We start from the raw sequence: 23,382 nt of genomic DNA on the forward strand, positions 1-23,382 counted from the left end.
CACGTTGGTCTGCATGACCGAGGCCGAACTATAATTTTCGGCTTCCCCGCCCATCCCGTTCCTTCGTTTCCTGTCGACCGATCCCCATGCGTTTCTTCCTCGCCCTGCTGTTTTCGCTGATTTCCCTTGCCGCATCTGCACAAAACGTCCCGCCCCCCGCACTCGCCGCTCGTGCGTGGCTGCTGATGGATCACGCCACGGGTCAGGTGCTGGCCGCGCAGGAGCCCGATTCCCGCATCGAGCCGGCGTCGCTGACCAAGCTGATGACGGCCTACCTGACCTTTGCGGCCCTGAAGAGCGGCAGCATCAAGCTCGAGCAGACCGTGCCGGTGTCGGAAAAGGCCTGGCGCATGGAAGGCTCGCGGATGTTCATCCAGCCCGACAAGCCGGTGACAGTCGGTGAGCTCGTGCAGGGCATGATCATCCAGTCCGGCAACGACGCCTGCGTCGCGCTCTCCGAGCTGATCGCCGGCGGCGAAGACTCCTTTGCCGCGCTGATGAACCGCGAGGCGCAGCGCCTGGGCATGAAGAACACCCACTACATGAACTCCACCGGCCTGCCGGATCCCGACCACTACACGACGGCGCGCGACCTGTCGGTGCTCGCCGGTGCGATCTCGCGCGACTTCCCCGAGTACTACCACTACTACTCGCAGAAGGGATACAGCTATAACGGCATCACCCAGCCGAACCGCAACCGCCTGCTGTGGCTCGATCCCTCGGTCGATGGCCTCAAGACCGGGCACACCGCGGCCGCCGGCTACTGCCTGATCGCCTCCGCGCTGCGCGGCCCGCGTCGCCTCGTGTCGGTCGTGCTCGGCACCGAGTCCGACACCGTGCGCGCGCAGGAATCGCTGAAGCTGCTGAACTACGGCTTCCAGTTCTTCGACACCGCCAAGCTCTACTCGGCCAACCAGGAGCTGTCGCGCTTCCGCGTCTGGAAGGGCCAGATCAACGAACTGCCGGTCGGCTTCACGCAGGACTTCGTGATGTCGCTGCCGAAGGGCCAGGCCGAGAAGCTGCAGACCGAACTGACCAGCATGCAGCCCGTCGTCGCGCCGCTGCAGAAGGGCCAGCCGGTCGGCACGCTGAAGGTCTCGCTCGACGGCAAGGCGATCGGCGAATATCCGGTCGTCGCGCTGCAGGATGTGCCGGTCGCGGGCTTCTTCGGGCGCCTGTGGGACGCGCTGCTGATGTGGATCAAGAGCCTGTAAGAGGCATGCGGAGACCCTCATGAGCACCTGCTACCTCAACGGGACCTACCAGCCGCTCGCCGAGGCGCGCGTCTCGCCGATGGACCGCGGCTTCCTGTTCGGGGACGGCGCCTACGAGGTGATCCCGGTCTATTCGCGGCGGCCCTTCCGCCTGGCCGAGCACCTCGCACGGCTTGAGCGCACGCTCGAAGCGCTGCGCCTGCCGAATCCCTACCGCCTCGACGAATGGGCGGGGATCGTGCACGAGATCGTCGCGCGCAACACGTGGAGCGACCAGTCGATCTACCTCCAGGTGACGCGCGGGGCGGACACGCGGCGCAATCATGCTTTCCCGATCGGGGTGCAGCCGACGGTGTTCCTGATGAGCGAGGCGCTCGTCACGCCGCCGGCCGACCAACTGGCCAACGGGGTCGCGGCCGTCAGCGCGGCGGATTTCCGCTGGCTGCGCTGCGACCTCAAGACCACGGCGCTGCTCGCGAACTGCCTGCTGCGCCAGATGGCGATCGACCACGGCTGTGCCGAAACAGTGCTCTTCCGCGACGGCTTCCTCACCGAGGGTTCCGCGTCGAACATCTTCATCGTGCGCGATGGCGTCCTGCTCGCACCGCCGAAGAGCCACCTGATGCTGCCCGGCATCACTTACGATGTGGTGCTGGAACTCGCGGCGAAGCACGGCGTCGCACACGAGGTGCGCGACATCCTCAAAGACGAGGTTCGGACGGCCGACGAAGTGTGGATGACCTCGTCCACGAAGGAAGTGCTGGCGATCACGAGCCTCGACGACCGTCTGATCGGCGACGGCCGGCCGGGCCCGGTGGGGCGCCAGATGCTCGCCTGGTATCAGGATTTCAAGAAAACGGTGATGCGCGGTGGCTGACGAAACCCAACAAACCCTGCTGGAATTTCCCTGCGAGTTTCCCATCAAGATCATGGGCGCCCGCGTCGACGAGTTCGCCCAGGCGATCGTTGCGGTGGTACAGGCCCATGCGCCCGATTTCGACCCGGCCACGGTGCAGATGCGCCCGTCGAGCAAGGGCAACTACCTGTCGCTGACCTGCACGATCAACGCGCAGTCGAAGGACCAGCTCGACAACCTTTACCGCGCGCTGTCGGCGCACCCGCTGGTGAAGGTGGTGCTGTAAGTGGAGGCCATACAGGCTCTGCCGCTGGTCGTGCGCCACCTGGGGCGCGTGGACTACGAACCCACCTGGCAGGCGATGCGCGCCTTCACGGACGCGCGCACGGCGGAGACGCCCGACGAGCTGTGGGTGCTCGAACATCCGCCGGTCTTCACGCTCGGCCAGGCCGGCAAGCCGGAACACCTGCTGCGCGAGACCGGCATCCCGCTCGTGAAGATCGACCGCGGCGGCCAGATCACCTATCACGGCCCCGGCCAGATCGTCGTCTACCTGCTGCTCGACCTGCATCGTCGCCACCTCAAGGTGCGCGAGCTCGTGAACCTGATGGAGCAGGCGTTGATCGATTGTCTCGCCGACTACGGCCTTACGGCCGAACGCAAAGACGGCGCCCCGGGCGTCTATATCGGCGGCGCGAAGATCGCCGCGCTCGGGCTGCGTGTGCGAAACGGGTGCAGCTACCACGGCCTCGCACTCAACGTGGACGCCGATCTCGCACCCTTCACGGCGATCAACCCCTGCGGCTACGAAGGCCTGCAGACGATCCGGATGAAGGATTTCGGCATCACCGATGGCATCGCCGAGGTCGGCGAGCGGCTCGTCGGCCACCTGCAGCGCCTGTTACCGTTACCCACCGTGAGCCCCACACCGGCCCTTGACAGGCCATAATGCACCCGGGCGCCACAATTGCCCGCTGGCACACAGAGAGAGACGAGAGATTCCCCGATGGACACACCCAACCGCAAGCAGCGCGGCGCCGAGAAGACCGCCCGCATCCCGATCAAGATCGTACCGGCCGAGCGCCTGAAGAAACCCGACTGGATCCGCATCAAGCTCGGCGCCGGCCAGGAGGCCGAACGCTTCAACGAGATCAAGGCGAGTCTGCGCGAGCACAAGCTGCACACGGTGTGCGAGGAAGCCTCCTGTCCGAACATCCATGAATGCTTCGGTAAGGGCACCGCGACCTTCATGATCATGGGCGACATCTGCACGCGGCGCTGCCCCTTCTGCGACGTCGGCCACGGTCGCCCCGAGCCGCTCAACGCCGACGAACCGAAGGAACTCGCCGCGACGATCGCCGCGATGCGCCTCAACTACGTCGTGATCACCAGCGTCGACCGCGACGACCTGCGCGACGGCGGGGCCCAGCACTTCGTCGACTGCATCCGCGAGACGCGCGCCGTGTCCCCGAAGACCAGCATCGAAGTGCTGGTGCCGGATTTCCGCGGGCGCCTGGAAGTCGCGCTGGAGATCTTCGACCAAGCCTCGCCCGACGTGATGAACCACAACATGGAAACCGTGCCGCGCCTGTACAAGCAGGCCCGTCCCGGTGCCGACTACGAATACTCGCTGCGCCTGCTGAAGGAATTCAAGGCGCGCAACCCGAAGGTGTCGACGAAGTCGGGCCTGATGGTCGGCCTGGGCGAGACCGACGAGGAAATCCTCGAAGTGATGCGCGACCTGCGCGCGCACGATGTCGAGATGCTGACGATCGGACAGTACCTGCAGCCCTCGGGCGGCCACCTGCCGGTGCTGCGCTATGTGCACCCGGACACTTTCAAGATGTTCGAGACCGAGGCGCTGAAGATGGGCTTCAAGAACGCGGCCTGCGGCCCGATGGTGCGTTCGAGCTACTGGGCGGACCAGCAGGCCCACGGCGCGGGCGTCGTGTAGGAAAGGGGAAGGGCCGCGTTCAGCGGTCCTTAGGCAGGGCGCGGCGGCGGGAGGAGGTCCCGTCGCCGCGCCCTTTGTCTTTCTAGCGGAACATGCGCTCCGCGCGTTCGTGGCGTTCCTGTTCCTCGAGGCTCAGCGTCGCCGTCGGACGCGCGAGCAACCGCCCGACACCGATCGGCTCGCCACTGACTTCGCAATAGCCATAGCTGCCGTCGTCGATGCGGCGCAAGGCCGACTCCACCTTGTGCAGCAGCTTCAGTTCGCGGTCGCGGATGCGCTGCTCGAGCACCTGCTCCTCTTCCTGCGTCGCGCGGTCCGCCTCGTCGGCGGTAGCGACCGTCTCGCGCAGGTGTTCGCGCATGTCCGCGCTGTTCTCAAGCAGTTCGTTCTTCAGTTCGAGCAGCTTTTGGCGGAAGAATTCGAGCTGCGCCGAATTCATGTAATCGTCGGCCGACATCGCCAGCAGCTCCGATTCGGAGATGGGGCCATTGCGTGCTGCAATCGCGTTCATCTTGGGCTCTCCGTTTTGCCGCTGCCCCGGTGTGTCCGCTGGGGCATGGCACTGTCAAAAAATCAAAAAGGCTGCTGGATGGCGAATGCACAGCCTACCCGCGCGGGAGTAAGCTGGCCCCCGTCAACCTCAGCCTGCCTGGAGACCGTCATGCGTTCCATTCTGCGAGCTTTCGCCCTGCTTGTCATCAGTGTGCCGTTCGCCGCCGTGGTTTGGGCCGCCGGCATTGCCAGCCTGAGTGAGAGCGAAGCCTCGGGCGGCTTGCGCGAAGCGCTGGTCCAGGGCGCCGGGCACGCGGTGCAGCTGCTTGGCGCGAAGGACGGATTCTTGAAAAACAAGAAGGTCAAGATCCCGCTCCCGGACGGCCTCTCGCAGGTCGAGTCGGTCATGCGCCTGGCCGGGCGCGGCAAGGATCTCGACGATCTCGTGAAGACGATGAATCGCGCGGCCGAGGCGGCGGTGCCGGAAGCGCAGACGCTGCTCGTCGATGCGGTGAGGGAGATGTCGGTCGACGACGCGCGCAAGATCCTCACCGGCGGCGACGACTCGGCAACACGCTATTTCAAATCGAAGACGCAGGCGCAGCTGACCGAACGCTTCCTGCCGGTCGTCAAGCAGAGCACCGACCGGCTGGCGCTTTCCGAGCAGTACAACAGGATCGCCGGTCAGGCCGCGAGCTTCGGCCTCGTGAAGAGTGAGGACGCGCAGATCGAAGGCTACGTCACGCGCAAGGCGCTCGACGGCCTCTACCTGATGATCGCCGAGGAAGAAAAGACGATCCGCAAGAACCCGCTGCAGGCCGCGGGATCGCTCGCGCAGCGGGTGTTCGGCATGTTGGGCCGCTGACAACGCCCCGATGCGGGTTGTAACGAGGCCCGGCCGGTACTGGGCATTGCGGTAAAATGGACAATTGTCTGCCGCAACGCCCATGTCCGCTCTTCTCAATGCCCCGCAGCGCGAAGCGATCCATTACCTCGACGGCCCGAGCCTCGTGCTCGCCGGTGCCGGCAGCGGCAAGACGCGGGTCATCACGCACAAGATCGCGCACCTGATCAACGGCTGCGAACTCAATCCGGCCAACGTCGCGGCGATCACCTTCACGAACAAGGCCGCGAAGGAGATGCAGGAACGCGTCGCCCACCTGATGGGCGGGCGGGCGCCGACCGGACTCACGGTGTGCACCTTCCACGCGCTGGGCGTCAAGATCATCCGCCAGGAAGCGAAGCACTGCGGGCTGAAGCCGCAGTTCTCGATCCTCGACGCGTCGGACACCGTGCAGATCGTCTCGGACGTCTCGGGCGACACCGACAAGCTGCGCGCGCGCTCGATGCAGTGGCAGATCTCGAGCTGGAAGAACGCGATGATCACGCCCGAGGAGGCCGTCCAGCTCGCCGACAACGAACTCTCGGTCGCGGCCGCGCTGCTGTACGGGGAATACCAGCGCACGCTGCGCGCCTACCAGGCGGTCGACTTCGACGACCTGATCGGGCTGCCGGTACTGCTCTTCGAGAACAACCCGGAAGTGCGCGAACGCTGGCAGAACAAGCTGCGCTACCTCCTCGTCGACGAATACCAGGACACCAACCGCGCCCAGTACCGCCTGCTGCGCCAGCTCTCCGGTGTGCGCGGCGCCTTCACCGCGGTCGGCGACGACGACCAGGCGATCTACGCGTGGCGTGGCGCGGACGTCGAGAACCTGAAGCTGCTGCAGCAGGACTACCCCAAGCTCAAGGTCATCAAGCTCGAGCAGAACTACCGCTCGTCGCGGCGCATCCTGACCGCCGCGAACACGGTCATCGCGAACAACGAGAAGCTCTTCGAGAAGAAGCTCTGGTCCGAACACGGCGACGGGGAGCAGATCGTCGTGACTGCCTGCCGCGACGCCGATCACGAAGCGGAGTGGATCGCCTCGAAGATCAGCGCGCACAAGTTCGAGCATCGCACCAAGTTCTCCGACTATGCGATCCTCTATCGCGGCAACCACCAGGCGCGCGTGATCGAGCAGCAACTGCGCAACCAGAAGATCCCCTACGTGATGTCGGGCGGGCAGTCCTTCTTCGATAAGCCCGAGATCCGCGACCTGATCTCCTACCTGCGCCTGCTGATGAACGAGGACGACGATCTGTCCTTCATCCGCGCGATCACGACTCCGCGCCGCGGCATCGGCCCGGCGACGATCGAGGCGCTCGGCAACTACGCCGGCCGCCGCCACGTGAGCCTTTTCGCGGCTGTCTTCGAGGAAGGCGCCGCGCATTCGCTCACTGCGCGCCAGCTCGAACAGGTGCAGGAGTTCGGCAACTTCATCAACCGCATCCAGTACCGCGCCCAGCGCGAACCGGCGGCGCGCGTGCTGGAAGACCTGCTCACGGCGATCCGTTACGAAGCCTGGCTCTTCGAGCACCTCGACACGCGCGAGGCCGAGTCGAAGTGGAGCAACGTGCGCGACTTCGTCGGCTGGCTCGGCAGGAAGGGCGAGGAAGACGGCAAGAACCTGATCGAGCTCACGCAGACCATCGCGCTGATCTCGATGCTCGACAAGGAAGACGCCGAGTTCGACGGCGTGCAGATGGCCACGCTGCACGCGTCGAAGGGGCTGGAGTTCAAGCACGTGTTCCTGGTCGGCGTCGAGGAAGGCGTGCTGCCGCACCAGTCCTCGATCGACGAGGACAAGGTCGACGAGGAGCGCCGCCTGATGTACGTCGGCATCACGCGCGCGCAGCGGAGCCTCAACATCACCTGGTGCGAGCGGCGCAAGGCTGGCAAGGAAACGCGCACCTGCGACCCGTCGCGCTTCATCGCCGAGATGGGCGGTGACATCAAGATCAGCGACCGCAAGACCAACGCGCCGGTGTCGAAGGAAGAGGGGCGCGCGCGCATCGCGAACCTGATGGCGATGTTCGAAGGGCGTTGACACCGTCGCCCGGGAGGCCGTGACAGGCGTCTCGGGAGCGTCGTTTGCATTGGAAAATACTCTCGGCGTATGCCGATGGCGCGATCTACAATCCCGAATGCACTCGGCTCCCTCCGCGTCGTCATCGCAGTGCGATGGCAGCGGGATGGCGCCGTGGAAGAGAATGCCCCTTTCCCCTCGGAGACTCGGTGATGCGTAATACAAGATCAGCCCTGTTGAATTGCTCGCTTCATTTCTCGTTGTTGGCCGCTCTGGTACTGCCGCCCCTCGTGGCGCAGGCCGACCCGCTGCCGTGCCAGGCGCCCGGTCGGCTGGTCTCGATCTCGGGGAAGATCATGACGAATTCGATGGCGGGAGGCGAATCGCTCGGCGTCCTCCAGGGCACCGTCGATGGCTCGAACAAGCTCAAGTGCGGCATTCACGGCACGCCCCGTTTCAATCCGGACGGCACTTTCGCCGGCTTCACGCATTCGCTGGTGTGTGACGACACCGTGACGGCCGAGAACATGGTCGATACGGTCCACTCGCAGGTCATCTCGCTCAGCCGCTTCGACGGCGTACCGAGTTTCCGCTCCTGCGGCATCCCGGGCATGGACCTGACCTACGGGGCATTCCGCGAAATTTCCGAACCGCAGTCCGGACGCGGCATCTTCTCGCCCACCGGGGGCGGGCAGTTGTCGATCGACGGCGTCGTCAATTGCGCCGGCGCCGTCGACATGAAGTTCACGGGCCAGGTCTGCGTCGTCCGCTGACCCCGCCGCGGGCCGCCACGGCGGCCCCGAAGCTTACTTTTCGACCGCCGGCTCGGTAAATTTGGCGCCACCGGCGTTCGCCATGTAGGCCACCGCGCGCTTGACCTCGGTGTCGGTCAGATCGACGCCGCCGCCGCGCGGGGGCATTTGGCGGATGCCTTCAATCGCGTGCTTCGCCAGCGTGTCGAAGCCCTGCGCGATGCGCGGCCCCCAGGCACCGGCGTCGCTGAATTTCGGCGAGCCGAGCGCACCGGCGCCATGGCAGCCCGCGCAGGTGCCCTGGTAGACCTGTTCGCCGGTCCGGCTGCCCGGTGCAGCCTTCTGGACCTTCACCGTCACGTGTGCGACCGGCTCGATACGGCGTGCGCGCGCTTCCACATCGTCGTCCTGGGTTTTGCTGCAGGCGGCGAGTTGCACGGCAGCCAGGGTTGCGAGGGCCGGAACCAGCACGCGGCGGCGTGCCGGGAAAAAACTTCTGGACATTGAGACTCCTTGTGTTTGTTTTGTCCGGTTGTGCGGGGTTGAGCCGAGAGTATAGCTGCGGCGAAGAAGTAACACTTCTGGTGATCCGGCTTTCGTCGCACCTCCCCCGCCATGCTGAATACGTCCGACATATCCCGACCGGAGGCAGACATGGGACTTCTTTCGTTCATCAAGGAAGCTGGGGAAAAACTCTTCGGCCACGACGACGCGCAAGCCGCCAGCCCAGACCAGGCCGCGGCCGCAAACACCAAGGCGGCCGATGCCATCCGCGCCCACATCACGAAGCTCAACCTCGCCCCTGCAGACTTGGCGGTCACTTTCGACAGCAAGACTTCGGCGGCGACAGTTAGCGGTACCGCGCCCGATCAGGCGACCAAGGAAAAGATCCTGCTCGCGGCCGGCAACGTCCAGGGCGTCGGCCAGGTCGACGACCGGCTCACCGTCGCCGCCCCGGCCCAACCCGAGGCCCGCTTCCACACCGTGAAAAGCGGCGACACGCTATCCGCGATCGCCAAGACCTACTACGGCGACGCCAACAAGTACAACGCCATCTTCGAGGCCAACAAACCGATGCTTTCGCATCCGGACAAGATCTACCCCGGCCAGGTCCTCCGCATCCCGCCGACCCCCTGATCGGCCTATCCAGCAAAGGGGTCGTCAGGCGTCCGAAATCGGGTATAATCGCGCGTTCTACGCCACGCAGTGGCACAAGGCGCCCGTAGCTCAGCTGGATAGAGTACTGCCCTCCGAAGGCAGGGGTCGGACGTTCGAATCGTCTCGGGCGCGCCAGAATTCAAAAATCCGCTGATTTCCGTATGGAAATCAGCGGATTTTTCATTTCATCTGGCTGCCAGGCTGCCGATCCGGCATCGCGTTCGCGCGAGGTGCTCTTAGTTTGAAGCGGGGGGCGACTGGCACCAGTTGCGTCGCGCCGTTATCCCGCCGTCAGGCGAGGCGATGCCGGCGCAACCGAGGAGTGAGTCGAATATCTCGGCATGGCGCCTCGTTTCGCCAGAAGTCTTCTTGAGCTGCTCGAACCGTCCCTTGTTGTCGCCGTCCGCGAGCCATCGATCCGAAAACCATAGCAGGAAGGGAACCGCAAACTGCTCCTTCGGTGCGACGGCCTTCGGTGTGCCATGCAGGTGAAGGTTGTCGTCGATCGATTCGCCATGGTCGGAGACATAGAAAAGAAACGCCTTCTTGTCCCGCAGCGAGTCGATCAGCGAATGCAGCACGTAGTCCGTGTAGAGAAGACTGTTGTCGTAGGAGTTGATCAGCTGTTCGCGGCTGCACTCGGCCACGGAGCCGAGACATTCGGGTTGTTGGGCGGCGAAATTGCGGGGGTACCGGTTGCTGTAGAGGTAATGGGAGCCCTTGGTGTGGAGAATGACGAGGTGCCGCCCCTTCTGGCCGGATTCTTCCCAGCGCTTGATGGAATCCTGCATCTCCCTGACCAGCAGGATGTCGTCCACGGGCTTGCCCTGGTTGTAGGCCTCGGCGGCAACGACCTCGCGGATCTTGTAATGGTCGGCGTGGGTCTTGTTATAGAACCCGACTTCGGCCTGCATCGCGAAGAGCTCGATCGAAAAACCCAGATGCTTGAAGACGGAGAACACGTTGTCTTCCTTCTGGATCTCGACCTCGTTTGCCCCGGTCGCGATGCTCTCCGGACGCACAAACATGCAGCGCAGCGAGAGCGCCGTGGCCGTGTTGCACGATTGGCCTCGCATCGCCACCAAGCCGGGTTCCTTCGCGAGGAGCGGCGTCGTCGGGCGGCGATACCCGAGAACGCTCATGTGATCCCACCGGGCAGACTCGCCGATCACCAGCACGACGACCGAATCGTCGAGGGAGGCGGGGGCGGACCAGGCGTGCTGTTCCGCCGGGTCGACGAGATTTCTTGCCTGGACTCGCTGCTGCCACTCTTCGCTGATGGACATGCCCAGTCCCGACATCCAGTTGGTCGGCAGGTAGCGGTGGGCGGCGAGGGCGGCAGACCCCGGAATATCCCGGCCTCGTCTCGCTTCGGCCCGCTTGTCGACAGCCTTGAGCTCCTTGGTGCAGGCGACTGCTACCAGCACAGCGGCCATGAGCGTCAAGGCCGCAAGCACGCCGTCTTTCCAGGAATGCCGGAAGCGCAGCAGTGAACGATGCTGTTCCGAGAGGCGCCAGAAGAGCAACGCGGGGGCAACGCCGAGCATGAGCACCCAGAGGCCCAGTCTGACATCAAGGATCTCGCCGATCAGGTCCATCTCGGTCGTGAAGACCGACTCCACGATGCCATGACCGATCACCACGCTGTAGAACGCGATGTAGTACGCCCCCGTTGCCGACAGAAGGATCAGCAGGGACGCAATGAGCCTGAAGATGGCGCGCCGATTGAATGACGCCAGCACGACGAACGAGAACGTCGCAGAAAGAATCAGCAGCAGTTCGACCACCAGCAGACGCCAATCGGCGTTGTCGCCGGTGAGCCGCCGATGCACGATCGGGGCATTCAAAACGCCGCCCACGTAAAGCGCAGTGCCTGCAGCAATCGCGAGTGGGTTCAGGGGCTTGCGGAGCGAGTTTTGCGCGGCTGTGCTCAATGTCGATCACGACGCCTGGGGCATCGTTTTTCTGAGAGTTGGCGAGACACGTCCAAGACCGGTCTCGCTTTACGCGCGGGCCGCTTTGTCGTTCAGGGCAAGCATTGTAGCCGATGCTGAGTAACCCTGGCTCGCCGGGGTCTAAAAGGCGCTGATTGCAAGCAGACATCAGCGCCTTTTTCATGGAGCCGGATCAGGCTGCGGCCCGGTAGGTGGGTTCGAATTTCTCGGCCTGCACGCTCAGCATGTCCGAAGCGGGCAGGCTGCCCAGCAAGGAGAAGGCCCGCTTGATCAGTTCGCGTGGCACGCGTCCGGCCAGATGCCGGAGACGTCCGGCCTCGTCCGGGAAGACGTCGAAGATGCCGTAGCGGCCGTCGTCGAGGCGGACGGCGAACCAGGCGGTGGTGGCCGGTTCGGCTTCGACGAGCGGTTGCGCGTCGCGCAGGAAGCGCTCAACTTCTTCATCATGCCCGGTCTTGGCCCTGAAAGTGAGCAGGACGCCCTTGGTGTCCGCTCCTGCCGGAGTCGTCGCCGGAAGCTTGTCGGCCAGGACGTCCAGTTTCTGGATCTGGGGCGGCTCGGCGAACAGTTCGTCGGCGCGCTCCATCAGCGCTTGGGCGACGGGGCCCGTGAGATGCGCCTCGCGTTCCGCTTCGCCGGGAAAGACGTCGAAGATGCCGAACTCGGAGTGTCCGTGCCGGACCGCGAACCAGGCCGTCGTGCCGGCTTCCTGCCGGACGAGAGGCAGTGCCGACTGCAGGAACCGCTCGACTTCCGCCACCTTTTCCGACTTGGCTTTCACTCGGACAAGTAATCCTCGATTCACCATGATTCCTCCTGAGCTGTGGATGAAGGCGATGGCGTGTTCTCGATCGGGGGAGCTCAGCGGGCCCACGCCGGAAAAGCTGGCGACACGGGCTGACGCACCGTGTCGCACAGTCGTGTTACTTAGAACGGAGGGGGGAAACGGCAGTTCCGCGGATGGGGCTGTGTCGGCGAATCGGAAAATCGGCTATTTTCGGATCTGCACCGCCCGCCTTGAACCGCCTTTCTACGGAAAGCTGCCGCCATGACCCAAGCTCCAGTTCCTGTCCTGCCCACCGTCGAAGTCGAGACCGGCCCGGAGCCGACCCATGCGGTGATCTGGCTGCACGGGCTGGGGGCCGACGGCCACGACTTCGAGCCCTTGGTCGAGCAGTTCGACCCCGACCGTCTGCCGCCGACGCGCTTCGTGTTTCCGCATGCGCCGATGCGGGCGGTGACGATCAACGGCGGCTACGTGATGCGGGCCTGGTACGACATCGTGTCGCAGGACTTCTCGGGGCGGCGCGAGGATGCGCAGGGGGTGCGGGAATCGGCGGCGCAACTCGAGTCGCTGATCGCCCGGGAAAACGCTCGCGGCATCCCCGACGCACACATCGTGATCGCCGGCTTCTCGCAGGGCGGGGCGATCGCGCTGCACACCGCCTTGCGCCATCCGCAGCGGCTCGCCGGGGTGCTCGCGCTGTCGACCTATCTGCCGCTTGCCGACACGTTCGTCGCCGAGGCGCACGCCGTGAACCGCGATACGCCAATCTTCATGGCCCACGGCTACGGCGACACGGTGATTCCGTATGACTTTGCCGAGCGCTCGGGCGCGTTCCTGCGCGGGCAGGGCTATGCGGTCGATTGGCGGCCTTACGAGGTCGAGCACGGGATCTGTCTCGAGGAGCTGCGTGACATCGAGGTCTGGTTCGCGCAAGTGTTGCAGGACACGGCCGGCGCATAGGCGGCAGGACGCCCGCGACGCATCGTCCCGGATTTCCGCAGGCCGACCGGATCATGCTGACCCAGACTGCCTTTCTCCTGCTTGCTGCCGTGATCCTCATCCCGCTCGCGAAGCGCGTCGGGCTGGGGGCGGTGCTCGGCTACCTCGTCGCCGGCGTGCTGCTGGGCCCGTGGGGCCTGGGCGTGATCCGGGATGTGGAGGCGATCCTGCATTTCGGCGAATTCGGGGTCGTGCTGCTGCTCTTCGTGATCGGGCTGGAACTCCGGCCGTCCCGCCTGTGGGTGCTGCGGCGCCCGGTGTTCGGCCTCGGCAGTCTGCAGGTCGGGCTCACGGCGCTTGCGCTGGCGGCCCTCGCCATGGCCTTCGGCCTAGATGCGAAGGCTGCGGTGGTGATCGGCCTGGGAGGCGCGATGTCGTCGACGGCGATGGTGCTGCAGTCGCTGGCCGAGCGGAACCAGCTGTCCGACCGCCATGGCCGCGATGCCTTTGCGATCCTGCTGTTCCAGGACATGGCGGTGATCCCCGTGCTCGCCGTGCTGCCGCTGCTGGGCGGCGGCGGTGCCGATTTCGCCCCGCTGCGCATGCTCGGCGCCGCGGCGGCGATCGCGGGCGTAGTGCTCGCGGGGCGGGTGCTGTTGCGGCCCGTATTCACGTGGATCGCGACCCTCGGCAGCCGCGAGACCTTCACCGCGGCGGCGCTGCTGGTGGTGATCGCGACCACGCTGCTGATGGAAGGGGTCGGGCTCTCCGCGTCGCTCGGAGCCTTCCTCGCCGGTGTGGTGCTGGCGGATTCGGAATACCGCCATGAACTCGAAGCCGACCTCGATCCCTTCAAGGGCCTGCTGCTCGGCGTGTTCTTCATGGCGGTCGGCATGGGGGCCAACCTGGGGCTGCTCGTCGAGGCGCCTGGCGTCGTCGTCGGGCTGGCGGCCTGCCTGATTGCGCTCAAGCTGCTCGTGGTGTTCGTCGTCGGACGGGGGGTGGGCCGCAGCGCGGGCAGTGCCCGCAAGCTCGCGATCGCGCTCGCCCAGGGCGGCGAATTCGCCTTCGTGGTCTTCCAGCTCGCGGGGCAGCAGCGTCTGCTCGACGCGGAGGTGATCGACGCCGTGACGGTCGCGGTGACGATCTCGATGCTGCTCTGGCCGCTGCTCTTCCTGTTCGAGGAACGCGTGCTCGCGCGCATCTTCCGCACCGCCCAGCCGCGCCCCTTCGATCGCATCCGGGCGCAGGGCAATCCGGTGATCATCGCGGGCTTCGGCCGCGTCGGGCAGATCGTCGCCCGCGTCCTCGCACTGAAGCGCATCGCCTTCACCGTGCTGGAGGCCGACCCGCAGCAGGTGGATTATGTGCGCCGCTTCGGCAACGAAGTCTATTTCGGCGACGCCTCGCGCCCGGACCTGCTGCGCGCAGCGGGTGCGGCGGACGCGCACCTCTTCGTGCTGGCGATCGACGACGTCGAGGCCTCGTTGCGCACCGCCGACGTGGTACGCCGGCACTTCCCCGACCTTGCCGTCATCGCGCGGGCACGCAACCGCTACCACGCCTACAAGCTGATGGATCTCGGCGTCGAGGCGCCGATCCGCGAGACCTGGCATGGGAGCCTCGCACTGGCGGAGGACCTGCTCGGCCGGCTAGGGGTGCCGCAAGCGGAAGCCCGCCGCACGGTCGAGCGATTCGCCAGCCACGACGAGGCAAGCCTCAAACGGCAGCACGCGATCTACCAGGACGAAGCCAAGCTCGTCGCGAGCGTCCAGCAGGCGCGGGAGGAGTTGCGCAGTTTGTTCGAGCGCGACGAGGCGGAACTCGACGGGGGCGAGACGCGGACCGAGTCGGTGGGGTGAAGGCCGACCGGTACGGATTTCGGGACGATCGCGGACTCTAGGTCGATCGTTCTCACACGGAGAATGATGGTTTCACATTTATTCATTAGCGGGGAAGTATCGGATCGGGTGTAATGACCGCTCCTCACTGAAGGTCCAATGCCATGGATAAACCCGATACGCCGCGCCCGACTCCCCAGGGATTCGGCCCATCGACGTCGGAGCGCCTGCCGATTCCGGAACGCAGCGCGATGAGCGACGCCCAGCGCGCCGCGGCCGACGCGATCGTCAATGGGCCGCGCAAGGCGATCTTCGGCCCCTTCGTGCCGCTGCTGCAGACGCCGGCGCTGATGGAACGCATCGGCAAGACCGGCGAGGCGCTGCGCTTCGACGGTACGCTGGCGGAGCGCATTCGCGAGCTCGCGATCTGTGTTGTCGCGCGCGAAACCGGGAACCAGTTCGAGTGGCAGACCCACGCGCCGCTGGCGGTCAAGGCCGGCGTCGGGGCGGAAGCGATCGACGCGCTCGCTGCGGGCCGTCGGCCGCCCGGGCTGGCCGACGACGAGGCCTTCGTGGTCGATTTCGTCACCGAGCTGATGCGTCGCAACGGCGTCTGCGATGCGACCTATGCGGACGCGGCGGCCCGTTTCGGCGAGCCGGGCACAGTCGAGCTGACGGCGCTGGTCGGTTACTTCGTGATGGTGTGCTGGATCATGAACGTCGCGCGCACGCCGGGGCCGGCGGGCACGACGGCTGCGCCGCTTCGCGCCTTCCCCGGCTAGCTCACTTCACCGAGACGATGCGCACCGTGCCCTGCTTTTGCGTCACGTGCACGGTGACGTCCTGGCCGTGCCGCGACAGGACGAGGTCGGCCAAGCCGTCGCCGACGCGCAGGCGGTGCAGCGTGACGTGATGCAGGAAGTCGGGCAGGACGGCGTTGTCGAAGACGATCTCGCCGCGTGCCGGGCGGAAGGATAGGCCGAGGCAGGACTGCAGCAGGTGGCGGCAGGGTTACGAAATTATTACCACCTGGCGTGGTTTGCACCTGGAAACTTCCTATTGCGGTGGGAATTCCATCCTCATTGTGTGGTCTTCTGGTCAGGGAAGCATGATTCGGCCTTGACCGCCCTCCGACAAGGAGACCGCCATGAAATGGATCAAATGCGTGATTGCCCTGCTTCTGCTGATGGGGCTCGTGGTACCCGAGGTCGCCTCGGCCGACCGCGGCCGGGGTCACGGCGGCTGGGGACACCGCGGCGGAGCCCACGTCGGGCTCTTCGTCGGCGTGCCGCTGTATTGGGGCTGGCCGGGCCCGTACTATGCATACCCGCCTTATTACGGCTACCCGTCGTACTACTACCCGTATCCGCCGGTCGTGATCGAGCGGCAACCGCCGGTGTACGTCGAGCGCAGCGACAGCGAGCCGTCTTCACGTTCATCCTCGCGGCCCGAGGGCTACTGGTACTACTGCGATCGCCCGGAAGGCTATTATCCGGACGTCAAGGACTGTCCGGACGGATGGCAGCGTGTTGCGCCCAGGCCGTCGCGCTGACAAGGACCCAGGGAGAAACGTCATGTCCCTCAGGATGAAGATTGTGCCGCTTGCCGCCGTGCTCGCGCTCGGCGGCTGCGCTTCCATTCCGACCGGCCCGAGCGTGCTCGTCCTGCCCGGCACCGGCAAGAGCTTCAACGAATTCCGCGCCGACGAACGCGACTGCCGCGAATACGCCTTCGAGTCGATCGGCGGGCGCAGCGCCGAACAGCGCGCGAACGAGGCCGGCGTACGCAGCGCTGTCGTCGGCACCGCGATCGGCGCGGCGGCGGGTGCTGCGATCGACGGTAGCCGCGGCGCCGCGGTCGGCGCCGGCTCCGGTCTGCTGATCGGCAGCGCCGCCGGCACCGACACCGCCCGGGCCTCGGGCTACGGCGCGCAGCGGCGCTACGACAACGCCTACATCCAGTGCATGTACGCGAGCGGGAACCGCGTGCCGGTCTCGGGCAGCTACGCCACCGGCCGCTTGGAGCGCTCCCGCAACAGCCCGCCGCCCCCGCCCGCGGGCTCGCCACCCCCGCCCCCGCCGGGCGCGCGCTGACCACATCTGCTTGCATGTGCCGCCGCACTCGGCGGCCGATCCGCTGTCGCATTGAGAACACCATCGGCGGAGGGACAGCTATGCCGCAAGCGAGCAGCAAGGGCGAAGACGGCAGCTGGAACTGCTTCATGACCGCCCACTATCGCCGCAAGGCCTAGCCGCGGCGCATTTCCCCACCCCCAAACCGAGGAGACTCTCATGGCACACGTCCTACCCATCCCAGAAGGCATGCACACCATCACCCCGCATCTCATCTGCGCCGGCGCGGCCGACGCCATCGACTTCTACAAGAAGGCCTTCGGCGCCGTCGAAGTCGGCCGCCTGCCGGGCCCGCAGGGCAAGATCCTCCACGCCATGGTGCGCATCGGCGACTCCATGCTGATGCTCGTCGACGAATTCCCCGAATGGAACGCCCTTGGGGCCAAAGCCCTGAAAGGTTCGCCGGTCACGATCCACCTCTACGTCGACAACGCCGACGCCTTCTTCGAACGCGCCATTTCCGCCGGAGCCAAGGTCACGATGCCGCTCGACGACGCCTTCTGGGGCGACCGCTACGGCAAACTCGAAGACCCCTTCGGCCACCAGTGGTCCGTCGCGACCCACATCCGCGACGTCGGCCCCGAAGAGATGCAGGAGGCGGCGAAGAAAGCCTGCGGCTGACGTAAATATTCCATCCGCACGAAACCCCTATGGAACTTGGCGCTGCGGCCGCCGTCAACGCGTGATATCCCGCGCGCATCGGATGCTGGGTGTATTTCCCCGCTTGCGTTCGCAAGTGCATGTGACATAATGCCTTTCGCGTGAAGACGCACCGGCGTAGCATCCGGCTGCATCCTCTTTGCGATCCGATTGTCGGGGAGCCATCAGAACGATGAAACCGGTCAGCGAATACCTTGCCCTGCTATGGACTGGCCCCCTCGCGCCGCGTCTGCTCGCCGCTGCGCTGGCCGTCGCTAGCACGCCGGCGATGACGCCGCTGCAATCGACCTACCGTTGCGTCGACGCCGGCCGCGTCATCTACGCTGACACCCCCTGCTACAGAACGCTCGCGCAGACGAGCCGCACCCCCAGCTCCACAGAGAGACCCGTCACCCCCACCACCAACGCCGCCATCAAGCAAAGCACCATCGGCGGCTGAGGTGATGGGCGGGACGCCATCCGCGAACTATTCCACTTGTGTCATATGTGTGCGAATGTAAGATGCACACATAAACGCCATCGACATGAACACAGAGTCATCGTCCGAGCTGACCGTTGACCCCGTGCCCCATCCGATCGAATGGCCACGAGACACAACGGAGAACGGATTCGCGACATGGCCAAGTTCCTCAACACCAGCGCCACCAACTACTTCCTCGAAGAGCTGATCAAGACCGCCAAGGATCGCCTGATCCTGATCAGCCCCTTCCTCAAGCTTAACGACCGCATGAAGGAGCTCTTGGCCGACAAGAACCGGCTCAAGATCGACGTCCGCATCGTCTACGGCAAGAGCGAACTGCAGCCGGAAGAAATCAACTGGCTCAAGGAACTCACCTACATCCGCACCAGCTTCTGCAAGAACCTGCACGCCAAGTGCTACCTGAACGAAGAGCTGGCCATCATCACCAGCCTCAACCTCTACGAGTTCAGCCAGATCAACAACAACGAAATGGGTGTGCTGATCCGCCGCAACGACGACGCGGAACTCTACAAGGACACCTACGAAGAAGCCCAACGCATCATCCGCATCAGCGACGAAGTGCGGATCACGCTGGAGCGCGTCACCGCCGAAGCGCGCACCGACGGCGACGGCAAGGTCGACGGTGAAGAAGCCGCCGACAAGGCCGACAAGCTCACCACCTCGAAACTCGCGCAAAAACTCGGCGTCCGCACCGCCGACATCCTCGACCGCCTCGTCGCCGGCGGCCTGCTCGAACTGCGCGACGGCAAGCACTACATCACCGCCAAGGGCAAGGAAGCCGGCGGCGAATTCCGCATGAGCCCGAAATTCGGGCCGTATTTCCTGTGGCCGGAAAACGTCGGGTTGTGATCCTGCGCCATGAACGCGATCGACATGACCCCGATCCTGGCGCCCCTGTGGAACGTCGCCTACTTCCTGATCATCGCCGCGGTGATCGCCGGTGTGCTGCGCTTGCCCGTCGTCAAGGGCTGGTTCGGCGAAGCGCAAGGCGCCGTCGCAAAGCACCTGCTGCTCAATAAGGACATCTACACCACCCTCCACAACATCACCATCCCGACCTCGAACGGCACCACCCAGATCGATCACGTCGTCGTCTCGAAGTACGGCATCTTCGTCATCGAGACGAAGAACATGAAAGGCTGGATCTTCGGCGACAAAAAAGGCCCCCAGTGGACGCAAAACCTCTTCGGCCGCAAGTTCCGCTTCCAGAACCCCCTCCACCAGAACTACCGCCACATCCGCGCGCTGGCCGAATTCCTCAAACTCGACGACACCAACTTCCACTCCGTCGTGATGTTCTGGGGTGATGCCCAATTCAAGACCCCGATGCCGGAAAACGTCCTGACCGCCGGCTACACGAGCTACATCAAGAGCAAACAGAAAGTGCTCTTTTCCGACGACGACGTCCGCTCGATCGTCTCCGTGATCCAGTCCGGAGCGCTGCCGAAAACCTGGGCGACGAGAACCGCGCATGTCGAATCGCTCAAGGCGAGGCATTCGACTACGACGACGTGCCCGAAATGTTCGAGCGAGCTGGTGTTGAGGACGGCGAAATCGGGGGCGAATGCGGGGAAGCAGTTTTATGGGTGTTCGAAGTTTCCGGCGTGTCGGTATGTGCGGAATGTTTGAAGGGATTTCGATGAACAAACCTCCATTTCCGCGCCTGCTCGCCGCCGCGCTCGCGCTCCTCGCGATGCCGCTCATCACGCATGCCCAATCGATCTACCGCTGCGAACAGGGCGGCCGCGTCACCTATACCGACTCCCCCTGCAATCGCCCGCTGATTCAATCGGGCAACGCCGCTCCCGCACTAACCTCCAGTGTGAAACAGACCGTCGTCGGCGGTGGATACGAAAAGCCGAACGGCCCGTGGCAGGGGGAGGCGCAATACCAGGTGACGAATGCGGGGCTACGGCAGAACGGCACTCACTTCGTCGTGCCCTTGAGTATGGAGATTTCCGAAGACGGCAAGTTTGTCGGGTCGAGCCCGGAAAACCGGTGCCAATTGCTCGGCGTTGCTTCGCCGGGGTATACGCCGAAGATCCTGAACTTGGATGTGACTTTGTCGAATTGCGCCGCGGAGGATCTGAATCAGCGGTATCAGGGATCGTTGGTTTTGAATACGGCGGCGCGGACGGCGCAGTTGAGTTTGCATGCGCAACGGATATGGCCTGGAGTAGCTTTGATTGCGGATGTGAAAGGGACGATGCGAAGGTGATTATTCGGACGCGCAGCGTCAGGCCGAACCCGGGGCCAGATGCGGACGTTGTGACCCGCGCAACGGATGTCTGGTTTTCTTCCAAAACGTGACGCCATAAATCAAGCGCCTACTTCGGACATTCCCCAAAAATCGGAGGGCTACCGGTCAGGTGGGGGCCCAAATCTCTTTGGACGACCACCCGAAAATTGGCCGATGCTACGATCCCTTCGTCGGTGAAGTTGATGGATAAGATCTTGAAGGTTACCGGGATGCCCGTTACACCTCCCCTCAAGCCACCACCATACAAGAATGCAACTCCACCCTCCTCAGATTCACGCACATAGACAAAGCAATGGCCGTTGCGCCCCCTATGGTCAGGGTCACCAAGTTTTGAGATAACGTCCGCCCTAGTCGTAGTGCCAGTAACTATGAATTCGGGAACTGAATTCGATATATTCTGGCGCGTCCCCGGTCTATCCCCCAATGGCAGCACGGGGATGGGTAAGCAGCTGCATAAAATTCCCGGCAACAAGAGGGCCAAGATTGCGCGAGTCCTTTTCTGCCAGTTCATTTTGAAAAATTGGCTGCGATTACGAGAACCATCATAGCTTGCGACACGAAGTTCCGCTCTTAAGTTAGATGAAGCCGAAGCCGCGGTCGTCGTTCCATTTGCCCAGCGTGCCGTCGATGCGCATGGGAAGCCCGAATGTCATTTGATGGGGGCATGATACGCGGAGCTGACGGCCAGATGAATTGGCGCTGCGAGCCACGGCATCTCGTGCGGCGACGGGCATATGGATTCAGCTATCATCGCGTCGCCGTGGCCATCCACTTTGAACCCCGCCAGAACGACGACAAAGCATGAAAGACATCCGAAATCTCGAATCGCTCCTCGCTGCCGGCATGCCGCTTGTTGCTGTTGAATCGCACGAGGAGTCCAAGGTGCTGGCGATGATGGAGCGCTTCGCCAACCTGAACGACCGCGCGATGTTCGTCTGGACGCTGACCCACGGACTGCGGCCGCGCAATACTGGAAATTCCGCCTACAACACCGAGGAGATCGTTCAGGCCTTGCGCCATATCGAGGGTTCGCCGCAGAACGCCATCTACGTGTTTGTCGATGCCCACCCCTTCCTTGAAGATCCGATGGTGGTGAGGACGATCAAGAACATTGCCAATAAGGCCGAGGTCGTGCCGCGCATGCTGGTGTTCCTGTCGCACCAGATCACGCTGCCGCCCGAACTGTCGCGGCTGACGGCGAGCTTTACGCCATCACTTCCGGATGCGGCGAGGATCAAGGCGATCCTGAACGAGGAGGCGACGCGCTACCGCGGCGCCACCGGCAGCAAGGTGAGTGCCAACCGCGAGGCGCTCCTGATGCTGATGCAGCATCTGGCGGGCCTTACCGAAGAGGACGCGCGCCGTCTGGCGCGCATGGCGATCCGTGACGACGGTGCGGTGACGCTGGCAGATATCGGCCGCGTGCTGAAGGCTAAACACGAATTCCTGCAGGGCAGCGACATCCTGTCGCTGGAGCCGGGCATCCCTGACATTGATCAGCTTGGCGGTCTGGCCAATCTCAAGCGCTGGCTGGGTGTGCGGCGCGAGATCTTCCTCTCCGGCGACTCCTCCAGCCCGCTGCCGCCGCCCAAGGGCATGCTGCTGCTCGGCGTGCAGGGGGCCGGCAAGAGTCTGGCCGCAAAATGCGTCGCGGGTGCCTGGCACCTGCCGCTCTTCCGTCTGGATTTCGGCACCCTGTATCAGAAATATCACGGCGAGACGGAAGCCAACCTGCGCGAGGCGCTGCGCGTCGCCGCGGCGATGGCGCCCTGCGTGCTGTGGATGGATGAAATCGAAAAGGGCATTGCCGGCGACGCCGACGGCGACAGCGATGGCGGCGTCTCCAAACGCCTACTGGGCACGCTGCTGACCTGGATGGCTGAACGCAGCGCACGCGTGTTCATGGTCGCAACCGCGAACGACATCTCGCAGTTGCCACCGGAGCTGATGCGCAAGGGGCGCTTCGACGAAATCTTTTTCGTCGACCTGCCGCAGGCGCCGGCACGGGAGCAGATCTTCACCATCCATTTGCAGCGCCACAAACTGGTGCCGGAAAGCTTCGACCTGCCTGCGCTTGCGGAGGCGGCGGACGGCTTTTCCGGTGCGGAAATCGAACAGGCGATCGTTTCCGCGCTCTACGAGGCACACGCCGCGAAGGCGCCATTGGCGACGGCGCATGTGCTGCAGGAATTGGCGCGGACGCGACCGATCTCGGTGGTGATGGCGGAGAAGATCGCCAGGCTGCGTGAATGGGCTTCGGAGCGCGCGGTGTCGGCCGATTGAATCGTTCCGACATCAACTGCAGGATGGGCTGATCGTTGCGATATCTGTCGCTCAACCCATCCTGGGCGGACTGCAAGCTGCGGCAGCTTCCGTTCAGTTGGCCGGACTCGGGTGGTCCGTCGTGAATTGATGCTTGAGCCAGGCGTCCGACAAGGGGGCGGCCGACATGTCTTTCTCGGTCGGACCGGTGCGGCCCGCGACGCCTTCGGTCGATACGAAGGCCATGGGTTTGCCCGCAAATTGGCGTCCAAGCCAGGCGACGGCATAGTCGTGGCCGGATTCGTCTGAGCCGCGGGCGCGCGGTGCGCTCATCGCCTCTCTGGCCGTGAGCTCACGGTGATCGGTGCTGAATTGACGCTGCAGCCATTCGGTCGAGTCGACCGCGCCGGCCGGTGCTGCCGCAAGGATTCCGGCGCCGAGGGCGGCCAGAATCAAGCCTTTCGAGACTGTTCTCATGATCAGTTCCTCCAGTTCTACGTTGGGGGGAGGGTGGCGAGCACACCCGTACTGATTAGTCGTGCGATGCATGCCTTTTCTTACAGCCCGGACTCTTGCCGCGCTGAAGCTGCCACGTAGCTTAGACGTCTGCGGATGGCGAAAGATTGCCCAAGGTCAGAATCCTTTTCCGGCATGCCCCTTGCTGAAATCCTTGGGACGGATCTCTCGGGAGGTACGGGTGTCGCGAAAAAGAACGTGGGCATCTTGATCG

26 protein-coding genes and 1 tRNA gene are annotated in these 23,382 nt (G+C 64.4%); 22 read left to right on the top strand and 5 right to left on the bottom strand.

Annotation, left to right across the window (positions count from 1 at the left end; all coding sequences use genetic code 11):
- Positions 1 to 86: 86 nt before the first annotated feature.
- From AZKH_RS00690 to lipA, 5 genes are read left to right on the top strand one after another with little or no spacing between them, the layout of a single operon-like run.
- The gene (locus tag AZKH_RS00690) at positions 87 to 1,214 is read left to right on the top strand and encodes a D-alanyl-D-alanine carboxypeptidase family protein (RefSeq protein WP_015433793.1); all 1,128 of its coding nucleotides are present in this window, start codon (positions 87 to 89) and stop codon (positions 1,212 to 1,214) included.
- A gap of 19 nt (positions 1,215 to 1,233) precedes the next feature.
- Positions 1,234 to 2,091 (top strand): D-amino acid aminotransferase, encoded by an 858-nt coding sequence (locus AZKH_RS00695; RefSeq protein ID WP_015433794.1) that lies wholly within the window; start codon positions 1,234 to 1,236, stop codon positions 2,089 to 2,091.
- The gene (locus AZKH_RS00700) at positions 2,084 to 2,356 is read left to right on the top strand and encodes a YbeD family protein (RefSeq protein WP_015433795.1); all 273 of its coding nucleotides are present in this window, start codon (positions 2,084 to 2,086) and stop codon (positions 2,354 to 2,356) included. The genes AZKH_RS00695 and AZKH_RS00700 overlap by 8 nt, the downstream gene beginning before the upstream one ends.
- A 24-nt stretch (positions 2,357 to 2,380) precedes the next feature.
- Entirely contained in the window at positions 2,381 to 3,019 is a 639-nt protein-coding gene (lipB, locus tag AZKH_RS00705) for a lipoyl(octanoyl) transferase LipB (protein ID WP_041656549.1), read from the top strand.
- Positions 3,020 to 3,076: 57 nt separating this feature from the next.
- Positions 3,077 to 4,024: a lipoyl synthase gene (lipA, locus tag AZKH_RS00710; protein ID WP_015433797.1), complete on the top strand. Its 948-nt coding sequence runs from the start codon at positions 3,077 to 3,079 to the stop codon at positions 4,022 to 4,024.
- A gap of 82 nt (positions 4,025 to 4,106) precedes the next feature.
- On the opposite strand, the gene dksA is transcribed toward lipA, so the two are convergent.
- Positions 4,107 to 4,535, bottom strand: a complete 429-nt coding sequence (gene dksA / locus AZKH_RS00715) for an RNA polymerase-binding protein DksA (RefSeq protein WP_015433798.1) — start codon at positions 4,533 to 4,535, stop codon at positions 4,107 to 4,109.
- Between the two features lie 150 nt (positions 4,536 to 4,685).
- On the opposite strand from dksA, the gene AZKH_RS00720 reads away from it, so the two are divergent.
- From AZKH_RS00720 to AZKH_RS00730, 3 genes are all read left to right on the top strand, one after another.
- Entirely contained in the window at positions 4,686 to 5,381 is a 696-nt protein-coding gene (locus AZKH_RS00720) for a DUF4197 domain-containing protein (RefSeq protein WP_015433799.1), read from the top strand.
- Between the two features lie 82 nt (positions 5,382 to 5,463).
- Positions 5,464 to 7,446 (top strand): UvrD-helicase domain-containing protein, encoded by a 1,983-nt coding sequence (locus AZKH_RS00725; protein ID WP_015433800.1) that lies wholly within the window; start codon positions 5,464 to 5,466, stop codon positions 7,444 to 7,446.
- Positions 7,447 to 7,637: 191 nt separating this feature from the next.
- Complete coding sequence (locus AZKH_RS00730) at positions 7,638 to 8,198, top strand: hypothetical protein (RefSeq protein WP_070099044.1); 561 nt, start codon at positions 7,638 to 7,640, stop codon at positions 8,196 to 8,198.
- Between the two features lie 33 nt (positions 8,199 to 8,231).
- Here the strand turns inward: AZKH_RS00730 and AZKH_RS00735 are convergent, their stop codons facing one another.
- Positions 8,232 to 8,681, bottom strand: a complete 450-nt coding sequence (locus AZKH_RS00735) for a cytochrome c5 family protein (protein WP_015433802.1) — start codon at positions 8,679 to 8,681, stop codon at positions 8,232 to 8,234.
- A 150-nt stretch (positions 8,682 to 8,831) separates the two neighbouring features.
- Here AZKH_RS00735 and lysM point away from each other — a divergent pair, with 150 nt between their 5' ends.
- The gene (gene lysM, locus AZKH_RS00740) at positions 8,832 to 9,314 is read left to right on the top strand and encodes a peptidoglycan-binding protein LysM (protein ID WP_015433803.1); all 483 of its coding nucleotides are present in this window, start codon (positions 8,832 to 8,834) and stop codon (positions 9,312 to 9,314) included.
- A 79-nt stretch (positions 9,315 to 9,393) separates the two neighbouring features.
- Positions 9,394 to 9,470: transfer RNA gene (locus AZKH_RS00745), tRNA-Arg, on the top strand.
- Positions 9,471 to 9,571: 101 nt separating this feature from the next.
- On the opposite strand, the gene eptB is transcribed toward AZKH_RS00745, so the two are convergent.
- Both eptB and AZKH_RS27560 read right to left on the bottom strand, forming a co-directional pair.
- Positions 9,572 to 11,269 carry a kdo(2)-lipid A phosphoethanolamine 7''-transferase gene (gene eptB / locus AZKH_RS00750; RefSeq protein ID WP_015433804.1) on the bottom strand — a complete coding sequence of 566 codons (1,698 nt, stop codon included), beginning with the start codon at positions 11,267 to 11,269 and terminating at the stop codon, positions 9,572 to 9,574.
- A 193-nt stretch (positions 11,270 to 11,462) separates the two neighbouring features.
- Complete coding sequence (locus AZKH_RS27560) at positions 11,463 to 12,071, bottom strand: putative quinol monooxygenase (RefSeq protein ID WP_015433805.1); 609 nt, start codon at positions 12,069 to 12,071, stop codon at positions 11,463 to 11,465.
- A 267-nt stretch (positions 12,072 to 12,338) separates the two neighbouring features.
- On the opposite strand from AZKH_RS27560, the gene AZKH_RS00760 reads away from it, so the two are divergent.
- The 12 genes from AZKH_RS00760 (at position 12,339) to AZKH_RS00810 (ending at position 22,673) form a co-directional block, all read left to right on the top strand.
- The gene (locus tag AZKH_RS00760; RefSeq protein WP_015433806.1) at positions 12,339 to 13,037 is read left to right on the top strand and encodes an alpha/beta hydrolase; all 699 of its coding nucleotides are present in this window, start codon (positions 12,339 to 12,341) and stop codon (positions 13,035 to 13,037) included.
- Positions 13,038 to 13,090: 53 nt separating this feature from the next.
- Positions 13,091 to 14,878 carry a monovalent cation:proton antiporter-2 (CPA2) family protein gene (locus AZKH_RS00765; protein WP_015433807.1) on the top strand — a complete coding sequence of 596 codons (1,788 nt, stop codon included), beginning with the start codon at positions 13,091 to 13,093 and terminating at the stop codon, positions 14,876 to 14,878.
- 143 nt (positions 14,879 to 15,021) lie between these two features.
- Complete coding sequence (locus AZKH_RS00770) at positions 15,022 to 15,639, top strand: carboxymuconolactone decarboxylase family protein (protein WP_015433808.1); 618 nt, start codon at positions 15,022 to 15,024, stop codon at positions 15,637 to 15,639.
- A 67-nt stretch (positions 15,640 to 15,706) separates the two neighbouring features.
- Complete coding sequence (locus AZKH_RS27835; protein ID WP_255345573.1) at positions 15,707 to 15,835, top strand: hypothetical protein; 129 nt, start codon at positions 15,707 to 15,709, stop codon at positions 15,833 to 15,835.
- 169 nt (positions 15,836 to 16,004) lie between these two features.
- A complete protein-coding gene (locus AZKH_RS00775) occupies positions 16,005 to 16,409 on the top strand; it encodes a hypothetical protein (RefSeq protein ID WP_041655773.1) in 405 nt (134 codons plus the stop codon).
- A gap of 22 nt (positions 16,410 to 16,431) precedes the next feature.
- Positions 16,432 to 16,950, top strand: coding sequence for a glycine zipper family protein (locus tag AZKH_RS00780; protein WP_015433809.1), 519 nt, complete (start codon positions 16,432 to 16,434; stop codon positions 16,948 to 16,950).
- Between the two features lie 198 nt (positions 16,951 to 17,148).
- A complete protein-coding gene (locus tag AZKH_RS00785) occupies positions 17,149 to 17,610 on the top strand; it encodes a VOC family protein (protein ID WP_015433810.1) in 462 nt (153 codons plus the stop codon).
- A 211-nt stretch (positions 17,611 to 17,821) separates the two neighbouring features.
- On the top strand, positions 17,822 to 18,088 hold the full coding sequence (locus tag AZKH_RS00790) for a hypothetical protein (RefSeq protein WP_015433811.1): 267 nt from the start codon (positions 17,822 to 17,824) through the stop codon (positions 18,086 to 18,088).
- A 177-nt stretch (positions 18,089 to 18,265) separates the two neighbouring features.
- On the top strand, positions 18,266 to 18,979 hold the full coding sequence (locus AZKH_RS00795) for a phospholipase D family protein (RefSeq protein ID WP_015433812.1): 714 nt from the start codon (positions 18,266 to 18,268) through the stop codon (positions 18,977 to 18,979).
- Between the two features lie 24 nt (positions 18,980 to 19,003).
- Entirely contained in the window at positions 19,004 to 19,759 is a 756-nt protein-coding gene (locus AZKH_RS00800) for a nuclease-related domain-containing protein (protein ID WP_156822012.1), read from the top strand.
- Positions 19,752 to 20,348 (top strand): hypothetical protein, encoded by a 597-nt coding sequence (locus tag AZKH_RS00805; RefSeq protein ID WP_015433814.1) that lies wholly within the window; start codon positions 19,752 to 19,754, stop codon positions 20,346 to 20,348. Before AZKH_RS00800 ends, AZKH_RS00805 begins: the two co-directional genes overlap by 8 nt.
- Positions 20,349 to 21,191: 843 nt before the next feature.
- On the top strand, positions 21,192 to 22,673 hold the full coding sequence (locus tag AZKH_RS00810) for an AAA family ATPase (protein WP_015433815.1): 1,482 nt from the start codon (positions 21,192 to 21,194) through the stop codon (positions 22,671 to 22,673).
- 93 nt (positions 22,674 to 22,766) lie between these two features.
- On the opposite strand, the gene AZKH_RS00815 is transcribed toward AZKH_RS00810, so the two are convergent.
- Positions 22,767 to 23,129, bottom strand: coding sequence for a hypothetical protein (locus AZKH_RS00815; protein WP_041655775.1), 363 nt, complete (start codon positions 23,127 to 23,129; stop codon positions 22,767 to 22,769).
- Positions 23,130 to 23,382: the final 253 nt, after the last annotated feature.

Origin of the sequence: Azoarcus sp. KH32C (assembly GCF_000349945.1) — a bacterium.
GTDB lineage: Bacteria > Pseudomonadota > Gammaproteobacteria > Burkholderiales > Rhodocyclaceae > Aromatoleum.

Bases quoted from the DNA above. Each gene is read 5' to 3' on its own strand.
- AZKH_RS00690 (WP_015433793.1), top strand. From the start codon at position 87: ATGCGTTTCTTCCTCGCCCTGCTGTTTTCGCTGATTTCCCTTGCCGCA.
- AZKH_RS00695 (WP_015433794.1), top strand. From the start codon at position 1,234: ATGAGCACCTGCTACCTCAACGGGACCTACCAGCCGCTCGCCGAGGCG.
- lipA (WP_015433797.1), top strand. From the start codon at position 3,077: ATGGACACACCCAACCGCAAGCAGCGCGGCGCCGAGAAGACCGCCCGC.
- dksA (WP_015433798.1), bottom strand. From the start codon at position 4,535: ATGAACGCGATTGCAGCACGCAATGGCCCCATCTCCGAATCGGAGCTG.
- AZKH_RS00720 (WP_015433799.1), top strand. From the start codon at position 4,686: ATGCGTTCCATTCTGCGAGCTTTCGCCCTGCTTGTCATCAGTGTGCCG.
- AZKH_RS00725 (WP_015433800.1), top strand. From the start codon at position 5,464: ATGTCCGCTCTTCTCAATGCCCCGCAGCGCGAAGCGATCCATTACCTC.
- AZKH_RS00730 (WP_070099044.1), top strand. From the start codon at position 7,638: ATGCGTAATACAAGATCAGCCCTGTTGAATTGCTCGCTTCATTTCTCG.
- AZKH_RS00735 (WP_015433802.1), bottom strand. From the start codon at position 8,681: ATGTCCAGAAGTTTTTTCCCGGCACGCCGCCGCGTGCTGGTTCCGGCC.
- lysM (WP_015433803.1), top strand. From the start codon at position 8,832: ATGGGACTTCTTTCGTTCATCAAGGAAGCTGGGGAAAAACTCTTCGGC.
- AZKH_RS00760 (WP_015433806.1), top strand. From the start codon at position 12,339: ATGACCCAAGCTCCAGTTCCTGTCCTGCCCACCGTCGAAGTCGAGACC.
- AZKH_RS00765 (WP_015433807.1), top strand. From the start codon at position 13,091: ATGCTGACCCAGACTGCCTTTCTCCTGCTTGCTGCCGTGATCCTCATC.
- AZKH_RS00770 (WP_015433808.1), top strand. From the start codon at position 15,022: ATGGATAAACCCGATACGCCGCGCCCGACTCCCCAGGGATTCGGCCCA.
- AZKH_RS00775 (WP_041655773.1), top strand. From the start codon at position 16,005: ATGAAATGGATCAAATGCGTGATTGCCCTGCTTCTGCTGATGGGGCTC.
- AZKH_RS00780 (WP_015433809.1), top strand. From the start codon at position 16,432: ATGTCCCTCAGGATGAAGATTGTGCCGCTTGCCGCCGTGCTCGCGCTC.
- AZKH_RS00785 (WP_015433810.1), top strand. From the start codon at position 17,149: ATGGCACACGTCCTACCCATCCCAGAAGGCATGCACACCATCACCCCG.
- AZKH_RS00790 (WP_015433811.1), top strand. From the start codon at position 17,822: ATGAAACCGGTCAGCGAATACCTTGCCCTGCTATGGACTGGCCCCCTC.
- AZKH_RS00795 (WP_015433812.1), top strand. From the start codon at position 18,266: ATGGCCAAGTTCCTCAACACCAGCGCCACCAACTACTTCCTCGAAGAG.
- AZKH_RS00800 (WP_156822012.1), top strand. From the start codon at position 19,004: ATGACCCCGATCCTGGCGCCCCTGTGGAACGTCGCCTACTTCCTGATC.
- AZKH_RS00805 (WP_015433814.1), top strand. From the start codon at position 19,752: ATGTTTGAAGGGATTTCGATGAACAAACCTCCATTTCCGCGCCTGCTC.
- AZKH_RS00810 (WP_015433815.1), top strand. From the start codon at position 21,192: ATGAAAGACATCCGAAATCTCGAATCGCTCCTCGCTGCCGGCATGCCG.
- AZKH_RS00815 (WP_041655775.1), bottom strand. From the start codon at position 23,129: ATGAGAACAGTCTCGAAAGGCTTGATTCTGGCCGCCCTCGGCGCCGGA.